At 39.5% G+C, this 19,025-nt stretch carries 19 protein-coding genes and 1 pseudogene; 11 read left to right on the top strand and 9 right to left on the bottom strand.

Going from position 1 to position 19,025, the window contains the following annotated elements:
• The first annotated feature begins 75 nt into the window (after positions 1 to 75).
• Together BFW96_RS10180 and BFW96_RS10175 are read left to right on the top strand one after the other, a co-directional pair.
• Positions 76 to 2,118 carry a molybdopterin oxidoreductase family protein gene (locus BFW96_RS10180; protein ID WP_069839346.1) on the top strand — a complete coding sequence of 681 codons (2,043 nt, stop codon included), beginning with the start codon at positions 76 to 78 and terminating at the stop codon, positions 2,116 to 2,118.
• A 103-nt stretch (positions 2,119 to 2,221) separates the two neighbouring features.
• Positions 2,222 to 2,512, top strand: coding sequence for a hypothetical protein (locus BFW96_RS10175; RefSeq protein WP_069839345.1), 291 nt, complete (start codon positions 2,222 to 2,224; stop codon positions 2,510 to 2,512).
• A gap of 264 nt (positions 2,513 to 2,776) precedes the next feature.
• Here the strand turns inward: BFW96_RS10175 and BFW96_RS10170 are convergent, their stop codons facing one another.
• Positions 2,777 to 3,118 carry a UPF0715 family protein gene (locus tag BFW96_RS10170; RefSeq protein ID WP_069839344.1) on the bottom strand — a complete coding sequence of 114 codons (342 nt, stop codon included), beginning with the start codon at positions 3,116 to 3,118 and terminating at the stop codon, positions 2,777 to 2,779.
• A 275-nt stretch (positions 3,119 to 3,393) separates the two neighbouring features.
• Between BFW96_RS10170 and BFW96_RS10165 the strand changes: the two genes are divergently transcribed.
• Positions 3,394 to 3,519, top strand: a complete 126-nt coding sequence (locus BFW96_RS10165; protein ID WP_014664191.1) for a hypothetical protein — start codon at positions 3,394 to 3,396, stop codon at positions 3,517 to 3,519.
• A gap of 43 nt (positions 3,520 to 3,562) precedes the next feature.
• Positions 3,563 to 3,850: a YozQ family protein gene (locus BFW96_RS10160; protein WP_040082979.1), complete on the top strand. Its 288-nt coding sequence runs from the start codon at positions 3,563 to 3,565 to the stop codon at positions 3,848 to 3,850.
• 114 nt (positions 3,851 to 3,964) lie between these two features.
• On the opposite strand, the gene BFW96_RS10155 is transcribed toward BFW96_RS10160, so the two are convergent.
• Positions 3,965 to 5,650, bottom strand: coding sequence for a methyl-accepting chemotaxis protein (locus tag BFW96_RS10155; RefSeq protein ID WP_069839343.1), 1,686 nt, complete (start codon positions 5,648 to 5,650; stop codon positions 3,965 to 3,967).
• A gap of 326 nt (positions 5,651 to 5,976) precedes the next feature.
• On the opposite strand from BFW96_RS10155, the gene hpaB reads away from it, so the two are divergent.
• Complete coding sequence (hpaB, locus tag BFW96_RS10150) at positions 5,977 to 7,428, top strand: 4-hydroxyphenylacetate 3-monooxygenase, oxygenase component (protein WP_069839342.1); 1,452 nt, start codon at positions 5,977 to 5,979, stop codon at positions 7,426 to 7,428.
• Between the two features lie 38 nt (positions 7,429 to 7,466).
• Here the strand turns inward: hpaB and exlX are convergent, their stop codons facing one another.
• Together exlX and BFW96_RS10140 are read right to left on the bottom strand one after the other, a co-directional pair.
• Entirely contained in the window at positions 7,467 to 8,165 is a 699-nt protein-coding gene (gene exlX / locus BFW96_RS10145; protein WP_069839341.1) for an expansin ExlX, read from the bottom strand.
• 270 nt (positions 8,166 to 8,435) lie between these two features.
• On the bottom strand, positions 8,436 to 9,113 hold the full coding sequence (locus BFW96_RS10140; protein WP_069839340.1) for a YoaK family protein: 678 nt from the start codon (positions 9,111 to 9,113) through the stop codon (positions 8,436 to 8,438).
• A 172-nt stretch (positions 9,114 to 9,285) separates the two neighbouring features.
• Between BFW96_RS10140 and BFW96_RS10135 the strand changes: the two genes are divergently transcribed.
• Positions 9,286 to 10,323, top strand: coding sequence for a polysaccharide lyase family 1 protein (locus tag BFW96_RS10135; protein ID WP_069839339.1), 1,038 nt, complete (start codon positions 9,286 to 9,288; stop codon positions 10,321 to 10,323).
• A gap of 231 nt (positions 10,324 to 10,554) precedes the next feature.
• Positions 10,555 to 11,238 carry an SOS response-associated peptidase gene (locus BFW96_RS10130; RefSeq protein ID WP_069839338.1) on the top strand — a complete coding sequence of 228 codons (684 nt, stop codon included), beginning with the start codon at positions 10,555 to 10,557 and terminating at the stop codon, positions 11,236 to 11,238.
• Between the two features lie 500 nt (positions 11,239 to 11,738).
• Here the strand turns inward: BFW96_RS10130 and oxdD are convergent, their stop codons facing one another.
• The 3 genes from oxdD to BFW96_RS10115 form a co-directional block, all read right to left on the bottom strand.
• Positions 11,739 to 12,917, bottom strand: a complete 1,179-nt coding sequence (gene oxdD / locus BFW96_RS10125) for an oxalate decarboxylase (RefSeq protein WP_069839337.1) — start codon at positions 12,915 to 12,917, stop codon at positions 11,739 to 11,741.
• A 122-nt stretch (positions 12,918 to 13,039) separates the two neighbouring features.
• On the bottom strand, positions 13,040 to 13,528 hold the full coding sequence (locus BFW96_RS10120) for a YdhH/YoaO family protein (RefSeq protein ID WP_069839336.1): 489 nt from the start codon (positions 13,526 to 13,528) through the stop codon (positions 13,040 to 13,042).
• A gap of 162 nt (positions 13,529 to 13,690) precedes the next feature.
• Entirely contained in the window at positions 13,691 to 14,452 is a 762-nt protein-coding gene (locus BFW96_RS10115; RefSeq protein WP_069839335.1) for an N-acetyltransferase, read from the bottom strand.
• A gap of 334 nt (positions 14,453 to 14,786) precedes the next feature.
• Between BFW96_RS10115 and BFW96_RS10110 the strand changes: the two genes are divergently transcribed.
• On the top strand, positions 14,787 to 15,146 hold the full coding sequence (locus BFW96_RS10110) for a hypothetical protein (RefSeq protein WP_040082964.1): 360 nt from the start codon (positions 14,787 to 14,789) through the stop codon (positions 15,144 to 15,146).
• Positions 15,147 to 15,534: 388 nt separating this feature from the next.
• Here BFW96_RS10110 and BFW96_RS10105 read toward each other — a convergent pair whose 3' ends face one another.
• Both BFW96_RS10105 and BFW96_RS10100 read right to left on the bottom strand, forming a co-directional pair.
• Positions 15,535 to 16,029, bottom strand: coding sequence for a hypothetical protein (locus tag BFW96_RS10105; RefSeq protein ID WP_069839334.1), 495 nt, complete (start codon positions 16,027 to 16,029; stop codon positions 15,535 to 15,537).
• A gap of 85 nt (positions 16,030 to 16,114) precedes the next feature.
• The gene (locus BFW96_RS10100; protein ID WP_069149695.1) at positions 16,115 to 17,026 is read right to left on the bottom strand and encodes a VanW family protein; all 912 of its coding nucleotides are present in this window, start codon (positions 17,024 to 17,026) and stop codon (positions 16,115 to 16,117) included.
• A 339-nt stretch (positions 17,027 to 17,365) separates the two neighbouring features.
• Between BFW96_RS10100 and BFW96_RS10095 the strand changes: the two genes are divergently transcribed.
• The 3 genes and pseudogenes from BFW96_RS10095 to BFW96_RS10085 all read left to right on the top strand — a co-directional run bounded on the left by BFW96_RS10095 (position 17,366) and on the right by BFW96_RS10085 (position 19,012).
• Positions 17,366 to 17,848: a DUF2975 domain-containing protein gene (locus BFW96_RS10095; RefSeq protein WP_069149696.1), complete on the top strand. Its 483-nt coding sequence runs from the start codon at positions 17,366 to 17,368 to the stop codon at positions 17,846 to 17,848.
• 10 nt (positions 17,849 to 17,858) lie between these two features.
• Positions 17,859 to 18,115 (top strand): annotated as a pseudogene (locus BFW96_RS10090) (helix-turn-helix domain-containing protein).
• 105 nt (positions 18,116 to 18,220) lie between these two features.
• Positions 18,221 to 19,012, top strand: coding sequence for a DUF817 domain-containing protein (locus BFW96_RS10085; RefSeq protein WP_069839333.1), 792 nt, complete (start codon positions 18,221 to 18,223; stop codon positions 19,010 to 19,012).
• Positions 19,013 to 19,025 lie beyond the last annotated feature (13 nt).

Genomic DNA, 19,025 nt, shown 5'->3' with positions numbered 1-19,025 from the left:
CTTTTTTCAGAATTGACGTTATCATCCGAAATGTTATAATTCTTACAAAATATCTAACTAGAGAGGAACTGGGCCATGAAATCTTTTGCCACACAACAAAACGGCATTTTTAAATCCGTTTGCTCGCTCGACTGCCCGGATCAGTGCGGATTATTAGTACATAAAAAAGACGGAAAAATTGTGAAAGTGCAGGGAGATCCCGATCATCCTGTCACAGCTGGAAACATATGCAACAAAGTCCGAAACATGACGGAGCGCATCTATGATGAAAAGCGGCTGACTACACCGCTTAAACGGACAGGCGCGAAAGGCCAAGCGATATTTGAACCGATTTCCTGGGAAGAGGCGATTGATACGATCACCTCCCGCTGGAAGCAGCTGATTGATGAAATGGGAGCTGAAAGCATACTTCCTTACAGCTTTTACGGAAATATGGGGAAATTGACAGCTGAAGGAATGGACCGCCGCTTTTTTTACCGCATGGGATCAAGCCAGCTTGAACGGACGATTTGCAGCAAAGCGGGATCTGAAGGCTATAAATATACAATGGGCATAAGCGCGGGAATCGATCCTGAGGAAACCATTCATACAAAACTATTTATTTTTTGGGGAATTAACGCTGTCAGCACAAACATGCACCAAATTACAATCGCCCAAAAAGCGCGAAAAAAAGGTGCCAAAATTGTCGTGATCGATGTACATAAAAATCAGACAGGGCGTCTTGCAGATTGGTTTATTCCAATAAAGCCGGGAACTGACAGCGCACTTGCTCTTGGCATTATGCACATTCTATTTAAAGAAAACCTTCACGATGAAGCATTCCTGTCTGAATACACGGTCGGCTACGACAAGCTCCGTGAACACGTGAAACAGTATAATCCGGAAAAGGTATCAATGATCACCGGGATCAGCACTGAAGATATTTATCAGCTGGCAAGAATGTATGGGAAAGTCTCCCCTTCTTTTATCAGAATCGGAAATGGAATCCAGCATCACGATAACGGCGGGATGATTGTAAGGACGATTGCCTGTCTTCCGGCGATCACCGGCCAATGGCTGCATAAAGGGGGCGGCGCCATTAAGCATAACAGCGGAATTTTAGAATATAACACAAATGCCTTGCAGCGGCCCGACTTATTGAAAGGACGCACACCGAGGTCGTTTAATATGAATCAGCTTGGCAAGGTGCTTTTGGAAACAGATCCGCCTATCCGCTCTCTTTTTATTTACGGAACAAACCCTGCCGTCGTCGCGCCGGAAGCAAACAAAGTCAGACAGGGCTTGCTGCGGGAAGACTTGTTTACTGTGGTTCATGATTTGTTTTTAACGGAAACGGCTGCATATGCGGACATTGTACTGCCTGCAACATCCGCTTTTGAGAACACTGATTTTTATACCTCCTACTGGCACCATTACATTCAGCTTCAGCAACCGGTGATTGAGAACTATGGAGAAAGCAAGTCTAATACTGAGGTGTTCCGATTACTGGCTGAAGCAATGGGATTCACAGACCAGGAGCTCAAGGATTCAGATGAAGAATTAATCCGCCAAGCGCTTGACCATCCAGATAATCCGCATTTGGCAGAGATTAATTACGATTCACTTACTAAGCATTCATTTATGAAAGCGAAACGCGATAAACCGCTGTTTCCTGGCAAACTTCCAACGCCAAGCGGAAAAATAGAATTATATTCAGAACAAATGAAACAAGCTGGCTTCCCGGCTTTACCGACATTTACGCCTCTTGTAACCGATAATGAACATCCTTTTATGTATGTTCCGGCGCCAAACCATAATTTCTTAAACTCAACGTTTTCAAACAATGAAAAACACATCAAGCTCGAAAAGACGCCAAAGCTCTTTATCAACACAAAAGATGCTGAAGAACATGGAATCGTTGATGGGGCTCCTGTACGAGTTTGGAACAGCCGGGGAGAATGTGAGCTGACCGCATCAGTCGGAGAACAAGTGCTGCCAGGTGTCGTTGTCAGCCAAGGATTATGGGCAGATGAGCAAGGAAAAAAACAGCTTGTAAACGCGCTAACCCCAGACCGGCTGTCCGATATGGGGGGCGGCGCCACCTTTTTTTCAGGCCGTGTACAGATTGAAAAGGTTTGAAAAAACAGCCAGTATTCGTTTTGGCTGTTTTCTTTCAAATTTAATGAAACCTGGAGCATGCCAAGCCCGTATATCATAACATTGACATAATGGAGGCATGCATATGGACGTTTTTTTAGGAATCGGTATTGCTTTGGCTGGCTATTTTATCAGTGAAGGCTTAAAGCAAATGAACCATCCAAAAGCATATGAAAAAAGTGATACCTATCTTATAAAAGAACGAGATATTCACTTTTACATCGGACATTTTTTAGGAATTACTACAGCTGAGGCTAAACAGTTAGCCGGAGATATGAAAGACATCCCTTACATCGAAATAAACGGAAAAAGATATGTACAGAAACAGATGTTAAAAGAATGGACATTTACATTAGTTGAAAAACAGCAGGGTTAATATAGAAAAACTGAGGAGAGCGCAATGCTCTCCTCAGTTTAGTTTAACTATATGGTTTGACCCTTTGCCATAAGCGATGTTAAAACGATTAACCCCATCAATTTCTTTCCTCAAACAGGACAAAATGTCCGTTCCACTACAATAGATTTTATATTCCCTTTGATTGATGACGTTATCATCTTGATGAACGTATGTATCGTAAAAACTTAGAAAACCTATTCGGATTGAATATGTGCTCTCATTATGCCCTTCCATACTGGGCCTTTATCCGCCCGAAGCTGTACGTTTATAAAGGATCAGGGAATCCCAGAACCAGTAAATCACTGCAGCTGTAATACTTAACAGATAATAAATATACGATTGCAATGTCCTTGCTATTGACGCAGGTTCACTAATAAAAAATAACAGGAAAGCCGCGATAAAAGCAATCACACTGTAAATCAATAGATACATGACATTGAATGTTCCCGCTTTTTTCTGCAACATCATTTGCAGCGGAACAGCAAAAAGGCCATACATAACGAAAGAATATAGTCCGAAAAACAAACCAAACGTAAGGCTGGATAGCCCTAATGTCATTAGATAATATGCTGCGATTTTTTTCATTTTTTCACCCCCCTTGTTTGATTTATTCACAGTGCTGTTAGTATACATTCACAACCTTTGTATTTCTTTTATCGAGATGTCTTCCCCCACTGCCATACGCAATGCGAAGATAAAAAGTTTCAAAAATGCCGGCTTTTTATTAAATAATACGATTGGCATGGAGATGCCTCTCCTGATTGTCCAAATCGCGAATGAAAAAAACGAATGAATACCTGATCAACAGACAAAATAAGAAGAGTTGATATTTCAACACTTTTCGTAAAGGAGTGAAACCTATGAGCCAAAAAGGAATTCAAAATTCAAGTATTGAACAAATAAAAAATGACCATGAGACTGAGACAGCTTTTAAAGCAGATGATCCTAAAAAACATGGTTCTTCTGATCCTAAAAGAACGAAATAAGTTCTTGCCCTCATTAAAATTTCAATAATCTGGAGGAAGTAAAGTGACTCAAAAAAACGGAGCCGACAGACCTGATGATTATAAAAGATTTTCTTCAATAGACAAGGAATATAATTTTCAGCAATCTGTAAGCAGCAATGCTGAGACAGAAAACACTGAAACACAAACTCATAACAAAGAAAACATAAATGACACAACGGATGTAGCCGGGAAATCCTTTGAGCCCTCGGATTATAAAGGAACTACACAATTAGAAAAAGGATTGGCTGAGACTCACGAACAAGTCAGCGATGACTATTTTGAAGGGACGATCGATCAAAACTTGGACTAGTCATTCAAACGGAACGAGCTTGAGAAAAAAGCCGGTTCCGTTTTTAGAAACAATCTCAATAAAGGCAGTAAAACCCCACCTCATGAGATGGGGTTTTGCGCTTTAGTAATCTGATTAATATTTAAAACGGTTAATGACGGATTGAAGTTCTTCCGCCAACTGAGATAAAGATTCTGCAGCATAGGAGATTTCCTCCATTGAATGTAGCTGTTCCTCTGATGATTTTGCAACCGCTTCTGTATTTGCTGACGTTTCTTTTGTTCCAGCGGCCAATGTATGAACTGTGTGCTGAATCACTTCAACGCCTGAAGTAAGCTGTTGAGTTGCTGCTGCGACTTCTTGTATTTGAGAAGTGACCTGTTCCACCAGGTTCAGGATTTCATTGAAATTTCCTGTTGTTTCTTGAGAAAGAACCATACCTGAGGTCACATTTTCTTGAACAACCTTAATATTATTTACCGTTTCTATCGATTCATTTTGGATGGTCGCCACCACGGATTGGATGTGGTTTGCTGATTTATTTGTTTCATCCGCTAATTTCCGAACTTCTTCAGCCACCACAGCAAATCCTTTTCCTTGCTCTCCCGCTCTGGCCGCCTCAATCGCTGCGTTTAGGGCCAACAAATTGGTCTGCTCGGAAATTGTCGTGATAAGCGAGGAAATATCACTGATTTCTGCTGTGCTCGCTACCAATGCCTGTAATCCATTCCCGGCTGAATCTACGGATTTATCAATAAATTTCATCTGATCTAACATCTTGTTAACTGATTTAGATCCTATTTCAGCCTTGTCTCTCATCGAAGAAGAAAGATCCGCTATGTTCCCTGTATTTGAAGCAACAGATGATATACTGTCTAATAATTCAGTGATGGATTCTGCGCTCTTTTCTGTCATTGAGCTTTGCTTCACATTGCTGTCTGCAGCCATCTGCATGGATTGGGAAATATGTTCAGATGTTGATTTTGATTCTTCTGCGCTTGCGGATAATTCTTCGGAGGAAGCGGCGACTTGTTCAGATGAACTGCTGATTTGCTTCACAATTTGCGATAATGAATGAGTAAAAGCATTAAAAGATTGGGCAAGCTGGCCAAATTCATCTTTATTTTTCACAATGACTTTTTTGGTTAAATCAGCCTCACCGTGGGCAATTTCTTCTAGCTGCTTATTTATGCTTCTTAGTGGCACCATAATGGACTTTAACAGCATTATGCTTAGAACAATGCCTAATATTACTGATATTCCTGTGACAGTGATGATGAGCCATTGACTCATTTTCCCATTGCCCCGTATTTCATCCTTTAGATCTTCTACCTCTTGATCCAGGCGATCAGACAGCTTATTGACAGTCGGATCTACGACTTCTTTTCTTAGTGTTCTTTCTTCCCCAAAATGGATGGTTTCTGCTTTTTTCGGATCTGAAGAGTAGGCTGTTAATACTTGCTGATTCAAAGCTCTATACTGAGTAAAACTTGTCTTAATGTCTTCAATATTGGATTGATACTTCTCTTCATCAATCAAGTCATTAACCCGATCAAGGCTCTTTAAGACATCGTCTGATTTTTCCTTCATGCCTTCGTCATATTCTTTGTCTCCAGTAATCAAGAAGCCTCTTTCATCATTTGATAACCCGGTCAATTCATACTGAATGTGTTTCATCTCTTTTTGGAATTCCATTTTGTCTTTAAGTTCTTCATTCTTTTTCACAATAGAAGAAATCATAAAAACTGAGGAGCCCCCAATTCCAATGATTGAAACAACTAGTATTGATATAATCCCCAGCAATTTTGTTTTCACTTTCATGTGTCGTTTTCCCTTTCTCCACGAAGTAATGGCTGAAATAAAATATATTCAAGCGTGTGACTCCAATTCGTTTACGCTTATGCCCATAATATCGACACGTGTTATCAAGTTTTATAGTGATGTTTTCACATGAATAAGCAAATGTTTTGACGTCTCTTAACTTGCAGAAAAACCTTAAATGAAATTTGCAGACTTTTGCGGTATGTAAGTCACTCTTATTCGTTTTTCTAAAAAAGGCTTTTCCCATCTCAAATTGGCTGAACAGGCTGTTTTCTCGAAAATATAATGACAATACGCAGCATACATTTAAGGAGCGATACACTAAAATGGGGATCATCAATGGCAAAGAATTCATTGACCGATTGAACAAACTAGAAAACGAAATATGGTATGATGGCAAAAAAATAAAGGGTAACATTTCTGATCATCCGGCATTTAAAGGAATACTCAAAACAAAAAGCTCGCTTTATGAACTGCAAACAAAGGATGAGTTAATAAACGAAATGACTTATTGCCTTCCTGGAGATCATGATCGAATCGGCCTTTCCTATCTCCAGCCTAAGACCAAGAATGATTTGAAAAAAAGAAGAAACATGATTGAACATTGGGCTAGACACACTCACGGAATGATGGGGAGAAGTCCGGATTACATGAATACGGTTATGATGAGCTTTGCTTCGTCAGCAGAGCTTCTAAAAGATAAAGAGAATTGCTTTCCTGAACATATACTAGATATGTATAAACACGCTGCTAAGCATGACCTTTCTTTTACCCATACATTCATTACCCCGCAAGTGAACCGGTCACAGTCCTATTTCGGGCTAAGTGAAAAACCGATATCTGCTAAAGTCATTGATAGAACCGAAAAAGGTTTAATCATTCATGGCGCGCGTCTGCTTGCAACACAAGGCGGGTTGACTGACGAAATATTGGTTTTTTCAGCGCCTAAATTTTTCTTTGAAACAGATGAAGCTTATGCTTTTTCACTCCCTTCTAATACAAAAGGCGTCAAATTCATCACAAGAGAATCATTTGTGTTAAGCGACTCTGCCTTTAATCACCCCTTAAGCTCAAGGTATGAAGAGATGGATTCAATTGTAGTTTTTGATCATGTGTTAGTGCCATGGAATCGTGTGTTTTTTTACGATAATGTGGAAGCAGCTAAAGAATTTATGACAAAAAGCTCATTTCATGCTTTTACCTTTCACCAGGTTGTCATTAGGCAAATGATAAAAATTGAATTTCTATTAGGCGTTGCACAGCTTCTGGTTGACACCATTAATGTTTCCGAATATCAGCACATACAAGAAAAGCTCTCTGAAATCATTGTGGGATTGGAAACAATCAAAGCGCTCATTGACAAGTCGGAAAATGACGCTCAATTAGATGAATTCGGCTATATGCGCCCTAGTTTAATTCCTCTTCAAGTCATCAGTACGATTATTCCTAAGCTGTATCCTCGATTTACTGAAATCATACAATTAATTGGAGCTAGCGGAATGGTGACACTGCCTACTGAAAATGCATTTGATTCAGAGATACGGGAAGATCTTGACCAATATCTTCAAGCAACCAATACAAATGCTGAAGAACGGGTGAAAATTTTCCGATTGGCATGGGATTTAACAATGAGCTCATTCGGAACAAGACAAACCCACTACGAAAGATACTTTTTCGGAGATCCTATTCGGATTTCAAGCAGGCTGTATACCAGCTATCCAAAGCAGGAGCAGTTGAACATCATAAAAGCATTTTTACAAGCAGATGTAGAACAATGAAAAAAAACAGCGGGAAAAGATCCGCTGTTTCGTATTTTTTATTTAGGAAACTGTACATGCCCTGGCACTGTATATGCATTGGACGTTCCGCTTTCAGGCAGCTTTGGAATGGTGTCTTTCACGACTTTCCCGCGAATGTCAGTTATTCTGACTTTGAGAGAGCCTGTCCCTAAATTCGTACTGACAAAATGGTTATAGTCCATTTTGTCCATGTTGATCCACTTGCCATTTTTTTCATATTCCATTTTCATAACAGGATATCTGTGGTTTCTGACTTGAATTGCCGCCCACCACCTGCTGCTGCCTTCTTTGACCCGGTACGTGAAATTCCCGGTGATTGGAGCTTTGACAACACGCCATTTAATATTGATTTTTCCATCTTTCATATTCCCGATTTTACGGAAGGCATTAGGTGACAGATCGAGAGCTCCCCGAGCACCTTCGGGATATAGATCAGTAACATAAACGATTGTTTTCCCTTTTGGCCCTTCAACTTCCAAATAAGAGCCGGCAAGAGCTGCTTTTACTCCTCCGTAATTGAGATCCGCTGGATTTATTGCAGTAATCTCCATATCGGAAGGAATGGGATCCAACAGGAAAGCTCCTCCTGAATAACCTGACCCTGTATACGTTGCATATCCTTCATGCAGGTCGTCATATGCTGCCGAAGCTTGCGGGGAAAAACAGAGGATCGTCAATAAAACCATACCAACAAATGCACTCATGATCTTTTTCATACTTGGTCCTCCTCAAACCAGACTTCAAATGAGAATCATTATCATTATAAGACTCAATCCAACTGGTTTGAAAGAGGAAATAGATTCATAGTTGATTTTAAGGCGAATTCACTATCATTCATATATCTAATGAAGCGTACTTATGAAAAAAGCAATTCGAATGAACGAATGTGCACATCAGCCGAATTTCTTATTTTCACCTCACAAAATTCACATAACAATCAAAAAATGAGACAGCCTGTTGGCCTGATAACAGCTATGCAGGAAAAGCTATTTTTCCCCGCTTAGTTTCAACTTAGCTGTCATCATAATGCCAAAGATCAGCACAATCGGAACCCAAATAATGAAGCGGTTAAAATTAGGTTCACTCAGAGCAACAATAATAGCTCCCACACAATATAAAATAATAGCCAGTGCTCTTAACACAGTATCTCTTAAGAAAGTCTTCTTTTGCTTCTTAAAAAACAAACGGCCGGATATATCCTCTAATAGAGAAGCGAGTGTTCCGGTCAACACAGTTGAAGAAATACCTGCGATCCCCAGTTTTTTGGCTGCTATCGTTTGAATCCCCATGGAAATGCTCATGAGTATAATCAAAATGTGCACAGGAACAAAAGCCCGGTAAAAAGAAAGACAAGCAAAGACAAATAAAATGAATGCTTCAAGTGCAAGGGCTTTTGTTACAGCAGCAGGCCAAAGGGTATTTTCCGCCTTTCCGACAATCAGTGTTGCAATGATCACGCCGCATATAAATCCAATGAGCGCAGTTAAGGAATTGAAAACAGTGACCTGAAGGGATTTGCCGATAGCTAATCCCAATAATACAATGTTTCCAGTCATATTAGCTGTGAACACATGTCCCAAGCTTAAATACCCAATTACATCCACGATTCCAGCTGTTAAACATAAAAGTGATAGCAAGGTGTTTCGATAAGCGGCTGCAGTCAACGTTGTATCAATCCTTTCTTCTATTTCAATTGTTAGTATGTCTTTTGACGCAATCTGTATTTTTTAAGTAACCAAGCATTAATTGGGAAGATAGAACCTATCATTCCTTTCCATTAACTGTAATAATAATCTCCGCAAGGAAATGATTAAAATTGGAAGGAAGTATATTGTAATGAAACGATTTTGTTTATGGTTCGCCGTGTTTGGTTTGTTATTGGTTCTCTTGCCTGATAAAGCGTTAGGCGCAGTTGATTTTCCGAATACCTCGACAAATGGCCTTTTAGGATTTGCCGGAAATGCTAAAAATGAAAGAGGCATTTCCAAAGCGGGCACAACGGGTGGGAAAAACGGGCAGATTGTTTACATTCAAAGCGTAAATGATTTAAAAACCCATCTAGGAGGATCCACACCAAAAATTTTAGTGCTCCAAAATGATCTTTCCGCATCTGCGAAAACAACAGTTACCGTTGGCTCAAATAAAACACTCGTGGGCTCTTATGCGAAAAAAACGCTGAAAAATATTTATTTAACAACCTCTTCAGCTTCTGGAAATGTCATTTTTCAAAATTTAACGTTTGAACACAGTCCGCAGATTAACGGAAATAATGATATCCAGCTTTATTTAGACTCCGGCATGAACTATTGGATAGATCACGTCACATTCTCAGGCCACAGCTATAGTGCAAGCGGGAGTGATTTGGACAAACTCCTGTATATCGGTAAATCAGCTGATTATATCACGATCAGCAACTCAAAATTTGCGAATCATAAATACGGTTTGATTTTAGGATACCCAGATGATTCTCAGCATCAATATGACGGCTACCCCCACATGACAATCGCAAATAATTATTTTGAGAACCTGTATGTTAGAGGCCCGGGTCTGATGAGATACGGATACTTTCATGTTAAAAACAATTACAGCAACAATTTTAACCAGGCGATTACGATTACCACAAAAGCAAAAATATATTCCGAATATAATTACTTTGGGAAAGGCAGTGAAAAAGGCGGAATCCTTGACGACAAGGGCACCGGTTATTTCAAGGATATAGGCAGCTACCCTTCACTCAACAAGCAAACCTCCCCTTTGACTTCATGGAGTCCTGGGTCAAATTACAGTTATCGCGTTCAAACACCGGAGTATACAAAAGAATTTGTCACGAAATATGCCGGATCACAAAGTACAACTCTGGTATTTGGCTACTGATATAAAAGAGGCCTGCGTAAAAAACGCCGTGCCTCTTTTTGTTCTTAAACGCGATTTTTAAACGATCCTTGGTCAAACCAAAAAGCATTATTTCTTTTTCACAATAACTTCTTAACTGTCTTTCTTATTATACCAGTTTATCGCAAGTAAAAAGAAATCATTGTCTGGTCCTGTATGAAATGAACGTTCGTCCCACACACTATTCAAAAACCCCTAAAAAGGATGATGGACATGTGCGGCAGGTTTACTTTATTCTCTGCATTTGATGATATTATTGACCAGTTTGACATCAATCAATTTTTTCCTAAAGATGAATACCAGCCGAGCTATAATATCGCACCATCACAAAACATTCTTGCGATCATCAATGATGGATCAAATAATCGCTTAGGCAAGCTTAGATGGGGGCTTATTCCTCCTTGGGCAAAAGATGAAAAGATCGGTTATAAAATGATCAATGCTCGAGCCGAAACAATAACCGAGAAACCGGCTTTTAAAAGACCGCTTGTCAGCAAACGCTGCATCATCCCTGCCGACAGTTTTTATGAATGGAAACGGTTTGATTCCAAGACCAAAATCCCATTGCGGATCAAATTGAAATCATCTGCTCTTTTTGCGTTTGCTGGCTTATATGAAAAGTGGAACACCCATCAAGGTGACCCTCTTTATACCTGCACCATCATAACAACTGAGCCTAATGAGCTCATGAAAGATATACACGACCGGATGCCGGTTATATTGGCCCGTGATTTTGAAAAGGAATGGCTAAATCCTCACAATACAAACCCTGAATATCTGCAAAGCTTGCTTGTGCCTTATGAAGCTGATGACATGGAAGCATACCGGGTTTCATCATTAGTAAACTCACCTAAAAATAATTCATCTGAGCTTCTTGATGTACAGAATCGTCTGTAGTGATTGCGATTCTATAGTAAGAACTTGCAAAATGGCTTTGTTCCTTAGGGCCAATCTATTTTTGTTTCAATGAATATTTAGTACACAGATCAATTAGTTATTCTTTTTCAGTTTTAAATAATATCATTATGTAAACTTAATGTTAATCCAATGATGTAAAAAGAATTTACATCGCTTATAAAATTTCACTTTTCAATTTTGTCAGCAAAAAAACTGAACCACATTAAACTGATAAAACCTGCCGCACCTGTGATTGCAAATATGATATACGCCCATATAGGTAAATCCATATCCTTTCCTCCTAAGAATTAAATTTTTTTATCTTACATTAAGGTCTTCTTTCTTTGTCTATCCAGTGTAATACCTAAACAGTTTAAAGCTCATTACAATACGATTCAAGCAGAAAACCCCTACATAACGCATACATAGGGATTAAATAAAAACGCAGGCCGACACCTAGCTCTAGTTACTTTAAGACCACTGTGTGATCGGTTCAGTCTTTACGTGCCTGGATATTTTACAACAGGCACTTTCTTCTTACGCAGAGAATCAAGCATGACTGATCCAGCATTTAAGTTGCTTTGCACTAATTCTTTAGGGGTCAATGCCATCCATTGATTGAGTGACACATCTGCATAGCGGTCACTTTTGAACATTTCTAAAAACCATAAGGTTTCTGTACCAGTGTTTTGTATATAGTGTCCCGCATTAGAAGGCACGTATCCAACGTCACCTGCTCTATAGTCAAATGTGCGGGCAGTCCCATTCCCGATAAATACTGTCATGCGTCCCTGCCCTGTTAGATAATACTGCCACTCATCGCTATTAGGGTGCCAATGAAGCTCTCTCATCGCGCCAGGCTCAATCTGAACAAGTGCAGCGGCTATCGTTTTTGAAATCGGGAAGTTAGAAGAATCCACAATTCGTACGCTCCCCCCTTGCATTTGAATTGGGGGTTGATTTAGCAACTCGTGTTTAAAGGTCATGGGTACTTTTCCATATGGTGACTGAATGTCTTCACTTTCGACTGATCCCGGCACATTCCCTTGGTAGATATAGACTTGCTCTGAAGGAAGAGAGTTGAAAGCATTCTCCGGCACACCAAAATTCGCAGAGAGAACATCTTTTGGGGTGTGTGCAAGCCAATCAGAAATGGTTAACGTTGAAAACTCAGAAAAGTTTCCATCATCGAAAACGAGCAGAAATTCGCAGTGTTCTAATCCCTGTATGGAATGCGGAATTCCTGCCGGGAAGTACCAAAGGTCGCCGGGGCCAACATCAGCAATGAAATTTCGTCCGTCTTGGTCAACAGCGGTGATACGTGCCCGTCCCAAAAGCATATAAGCCCACTCCGCTTGCTTATGCCAATGAAGCTCGCGGACACCTCCCGCAGTTAAGCTCATGTTTACCCCTGCAATCGCAGTCGAAATCGGAAGTTGTCTGACGGTGATTTCTCTTGACCAGCCGCCATGATCTAGTTTCATGGGAGCGTCTGAAAATGAAAATCTCAAGTTAGGAATCATACCTTCATCTGTAACAGGCGGAACAAGTATATTCGGATTTTGAATGTCCCGCATCATATTTCGCGGGCCTGCATCGATAGCTCCAGCTCCATCACTTCGAATAGGCTGCGGCACGTTTCTGTCTTCATGATTGATTGGTTGTTGTTCCAACAGCATGCACCTCGTTTTAGAAATGAACAAGATTTTATTTCAGCCTATGCAGAGTCTTAGATTGCTGTGCCTAGGAATCCGCAAATAAAAAAGTGACCACAAATGTGATCACAAATACATCAAATAAGCTATTGTTTATACCATGGCTTCTTATGTAATTTGATTTCTTCTGTCTGTTTTTTCTGGCCTGTCTTCCACTCTACCTTCACTAATACATCATGTCCTATCACTTCATCTTCAGGCATATAATCAAAGGTGGCGATATGGTCCTCCATATGTCCCCCACCTGGCATTTCTTCACCTGTGTATTCTGATAAGTCGTACTCATCTATGTGATCATCTTGATATTTTTCGCCATCTACATACAGAGTAATTCTTTCAACAACAGTTCTTTTCTCATCTTTCTTACTCCCCTGCCAATACAAATTCAGAAAGTAATTAGGTCCAATTGAAGTTTTGTCTGATTTTTCAAGGTTAGACATCCACAGTCCGCTTTTCCCGCTGCCCTCATATTTCACTTTGTTTCCTGACACCATTACAAATAATGCGATGACGCAGATGATCAAGAATCCAGCAATAATCAATAGCCATTTCTTAAAGTTGTTCTTTTTTATCATGTTTTTCCCCACTTTCCTGATTCTTTAGTAGGGAAACATGATAAAAATGTTACTGAAAAGAAAATAAAAAACTTCGAATTTAAATTAAAGCTCTTTCAGAGACAAAATTTAAACGTATATCACACCTTACATAGTTTTAGAATGGGCTTATATTTTTAAAAATCAAGCTAACATGAGTTTATTAAGTAACTTTTCAAATTTATTTACACTCATGATCTCATGAGTCACAAATCTCCCATCAAAAAAAACGCTAAAAGTTGTCCAAATAGCTGGTGATTTTTGTGCCTCTTCTTTCGAAGATAAATGAATTGACTGAAATTGAACCCCTTTCTTTTCAGTCAATTCCCGCAAATCGTTTATCATGCCCACTGCAAACGGGCACTGAGCTGTATAGTATATGGTAATCCCCTTTTCATTGACGGAATCACTTTTCACCTGGTCCTTAAATGCAGGAGAAGCTGCAAGGCCATTCCAAGTTAAAGCCATTAATTGAAAATAAGGGTCAGCTTCATCCTGTAGAGTAAACCCCATATGCTCAAAGAAACGCTTATCACTTAAATAGGGACGTTTTTTCTTGCCCGCAATATGGACAATGCCATCCATGCCGCGGACTTTCGCATCTGCTATACATTTGTCCAACAATCGTTTCGCATGACCGTTATTTTTATATGTGCCAGATACCCATAAACAATTAATATACATAAAATTAGGCGCATTGATAGGCACCCATGCCTCATTCGCAGGTAGATATTCAATAAAGACTTTTGCCCGTTCATGTAAGCGATAGAACACCAATCCTTCATCCATTCGAGCTTTGAGCCATCTCTTCTTTTCATGAACTGCATGCTCATATTGTTTCGCGCCTAATGCGCAGCAAATATGATTGTCTTCAATATTGTCCTTTGTGATTTCAATGTAGCTCATTTCCTCCTTTTCCCTCCTTTAACACAATTACTTGGAATTCAACTCATTTTACCCGTCCCAACTCAAATACTTTTTCTTATCTTCCATTTTGCCAATTAATTAAAAAAACCTTCTTATATTGAGATTTTATCTTGATTCCTCTATCACCCATTTCAAATTGCAAGTGTGTTCATCTTCAAGGATTAGATGCACTCCTCTTGCTTTAACGTAATGGAAAAAAATAATACAAATATCGGTTAAAATGCTATAAATACGTACAAGAAGTTTTTTATTTGAAGTAATATTTGTTACGGGACAGCAAAAGCAAATAACAGTTAAAGGAGGATTAAACTTAGTGGAAAAATGTTATTCTTGTTTAATTTGCGGATACAAAGGATTAATTCAAAATCCTTTGTATAAAGGAGAATATCAAAAAACGTTTGACATTTGTCCATGTTGCGGTTTTGAATTTGGCTACAGTGAGGATCATGATGTGAGATTAGGTTTTATTGTAACTCCTGATCATTTAATTGAGGCTGCATTTCAATTGTATCGCAAACAATGGATTGAGAGCGGGATGGAAATTGCTCATCCGGAAGATATTCCAGAAGAATTGAAAAATGGTGGTTGCTTAAAATTCGACGTTTTGCTGGAACAATTAAAAAACTTAAATCTTGACATAGAAAATTTTGAAGTGAACGGTTTTAATGATTAAGTGGGGTGTTTTTTGTTTTTCAAAGGGTTAACACTCTTTATCCACACATTTCAAGCTAAAATGAGCAGGAGTGATTCAACCGCTTGTACATTTCCATGCTTTCTTTATTCGTATTCAATGACCTTATGACAATCAACAAACATTCACTTCAATTGGAGCCTCTTCTGGTTCTTCACTATAGTGATAAATTGCAGTCACTTTGCAGTTGATTCATCTGTGATTGGCTTTCCAACTGTCATTTTTTTCTCTGGCAATGTACTGGCCTCATCATCAAACCCACATCATATTCGTATTCCTCTCCACTTTCTCTGCGGTATGCTCAATGCTGGTTAATCTTATCTATCTAAGAGATATGACTATTCATATCGATGACTGACAAGTTTTTTGCCTAATTAACGCCATCCTCAGTGAATTTAAAGGTCTGTTTTAAATTTCTCCCTTCTTGTCCCTTTTGCGTCCAAATAATGACAACCTCTAATTCGGAGGCCTTATCTGCCAGCATAAAATGATTGAACTTCAGCGGTGAGCCATCGTTTAAACTTTTGGCTAACATTTTATGATCTTCTGGTTTGTCACAGTTTTCATCAGGGCATCCAAAAAGCGAAAACCGTGTGATTGAATCAGGATCATTTCTATACAATTGCACATCTACAGCAGCTGCTTTTTCTCCTACATTTTTGACTTCCAAGGAATATACTTGATATTCTCCTTTTTGAGATTCCGCAAATTCCTTTGCATTTTTTGCTTCACTTACTTTTACTGACCACTGGTCTGTTTTTTGTGTAATAGGCAACACCGTAAAAGTCAGAGCGTGCGCTTTTGATTGACAAAAAACAAATCCAACTACTATTACCGCACATACGGAAAAGAATACCCTTTTCATTTCATTTGTCCCTCCTTTCTTTTAACTGGCGATCCCTTAAAAAATTGAGCTCTCTTAAGCCATAGCCTTAACTACGGTTGTGTATTTACTGCTCAGCATTTATTTCTTTCGGTATCCGAGATGGAGCTTTTGGGATTTTTCTCAACTTGTTGTTGATCACATCAGAAGAGTATAGCGTAACAATCATACTTCCCCCATACCTTTTTGCCCGAATTAAGATTGGCTGGTTATATTGGTTTTGAAAACGAAAATCAGGGCCTCCCCAACTGACCGTAGCATCCCGTCCGGGTGGAACGTATGGCACGCTTCTAGTATGAGAATAGCGCTGAACGACCTGCAGCCCTGCCTGGTCGACTGCATTGAAAAGTGTTGAGGACACCTGGCAAATTCCGCCTCCTACACCTTCAGACAACTCCCCTTTTACAATAATGGGCGCACTTTTATACCCTTTGTTCCGAGTTCTCATGCCTACAACTTGGTTAAACGAAAACGTCTCATTAGGGAAAACAACGTGATTGTCAATGGCTTTTGCAGAAAGAGAAATATTGTGTGAGCGGCTTTTATTGCTTGAATTAAAATAAGTCACGTACTGACCAAGCCGCTGCGTACTGATGTGAGAAAGCAGCTCGCTGTCAACCTTCGGATAAATGTTCATTTCAGGCACTTCTACCTTGGAGGGGCCTTGGCCATAAAAATACGCATAAAACTTTTCCTTAAAAGCCTGTTGATACAGTTTGTAGCCAACCCTGCCCGGGACGATGCTTCCATGATCGTTAAGGACAGCGTTTATCGGCTCCCGGTACACTTTCTGATCAAGCTGTTTGATAAATTTACTGTATTTTTCATCGTCGACCATTGGAGTGCCGGGAAGAGGCATTGTAAAGTCTTCACGGTGAACAGTGGCAATTGTTCGTCCTTGCTGTGTAACCGTTAAGCTGTCATCCGGCCCACTCGGCTGAGCCAATAAAAAAAGACCAGTGATCAAAATTTGTATCATAAGTTGCTTTACCTCCCGATCATTAGTATGAACAGCAGCTTCTCCTTTGATGTATTTCTTCCCATCGTTTGTTTGAATCTTTAGATGTTCATAAAAGAGCTATCACTTTAACTTGTTCACACCGATCCTTTGAGCCCACTGAAGTACACGGTTCATTCACTCGCCAAGTTTAAAATAGCAGAGCAGCTCAGTGATGTGGGATGCTTTTTTGTCTTGCTCAAAAAATGAAAAAGGGTTTCCCATAACAACAACAAATTAGTTCATTTCAATATTTTTTTATTGAGAAACGATAAATTTTTTTGTTACATTCAAATAGACAACAAACAAATGAGGTGCGTTATGAATCGAATGTCAACACTCTTTTTAAAAATAGCTGTTATTTTTATTGGAATTCCAATTCTTGCTTTATGCATTTTTTTAGTGCCTAAGATAGCCAACTATTCAGCAGAATTACTTCCAAATATCGTTTATATGAAATATCTCGTTTTCATCTATTTGTATGTAACGGCGATTCCTTTTTACTTTGCTCTTTATCAAGCGTTCAAACTTTTAAGCTATATTGACAAGAATAAAGCTTTCTCGGGATTGTCAGTAAGGGCTTTGAAGAATATAAAATACTGTGCGGTCACTATCAGTATCTTTTATGCAGCAGGTATGCCTGTCTTTTATCTGATAGCCGATATAGACGACGCCCCGGGTATCATAGTCATCGGATTGGTTATTATTTTTGCTTCAATGGTCATTGCGGTCTTTGCTGCTGTTCTGCAAAAACTATTAAAAGAAGCGATTGATATAAAATCAGAAAATGACTTAACGGTCTGAGGTGATGACTATGGCAATTATTATTAACATTGATGTGATGCTTGCTAAAAGAAAAATGAGCGTAACAGAGCTTTCGGAGAGAGTTGGCATCACCATGGCTAATCTTTCGATATTGAAAAACGGAAAAGCAAAGGCCATTCGTTTATCAACTTTAGAAGCGATTTGCAAGGCTTTAGAATGTCAGCCCGGAGATATATTGGAATACCGAAGTGATGAAGACACAAAGGAGTCGTAAAAAGCAAATATGTGGCATCAACAGAAAAATAAAGTGATTGGCGGTGAGCCTATGGACATAACCTTATATCCATCCAGCTCCTATACTAAGCGTCCCTTACATACACGAAGAATACTCCTTTGGAGGGCGCATATAACATGAGAGCTTTAAAACAAATCGTTCATTTCGGCTGGGAACAAGCGCTTTCATGTTTGTTTCCTGTCGTTATTTTTGCCTCTTTGGCTATTACACAAATGATCCCACTACCCTTCTTGCCGCGGTACGACTGGCTTCTCATGATCTGCGTCCTCATGCAATTGTGGATGGTGCGTTCTGGTCTTGAAACTCGGGATGAATTAAAAGTGATCACATTGTTCCACCTTATCGGGCTTGCTCTGGAACTTTTTAAAGTCCATATGGGCTCTTGGTCTTATCCAGAAGAAGGATACTCCAAAATATTTGGAGTACCTTTGTATAGCGGCTTTATGTACGCAAGTGTAGCCAGTTATTTGTGCCAGGCATGGAGAAGGCTTAAGGTTGAATTGGTTAAGTGGCCGCCTTTTTTTGCGGTTGTTCCGCTTGCCGCTGCGATTTATTTGAATTTTTTCATCCATCATTTTTCGATTGATATTCGATGGTGGTTATCTGGACTTGTCCTCATTGTCTTTTGGCAAACATGGGTTACATACGAGGTGAATGGAGCTCGTTACCGTATGCCGCTCGCACTTTCTTTTGTACTCATCGGATTTTTTATATGGATAGCGGAAAATATCGCTACGTTTTTTGGGGCTTGGAAATATCCAAACCAAATCGAGACATGGAGTCTCGTACACCTCGGAAAGGTAAGTTCATGGCTCTTGCTGGTGATTGTTAGCTTTCTTATAGTAGCATCATTAAAACAAGTTAAGGAGCAGAGTCCTACAAAGCAGAGAGGGGTGAATCTTTTTTAGGTTAACAGTCTCC

The organism is Bacillus sp. F56, from assembly GCF_001748205.1.
GTDB lineage: Bacteria > Bacillota > Bacilli > Bacillales > Bacillaceae > Bacillus > Bacillus stercoris.
The sequence above is the reverse complement of the archived record's forward strand: the minus strand, read 5'-3'. Positions and strand labels throughout refer to the sequence as shown.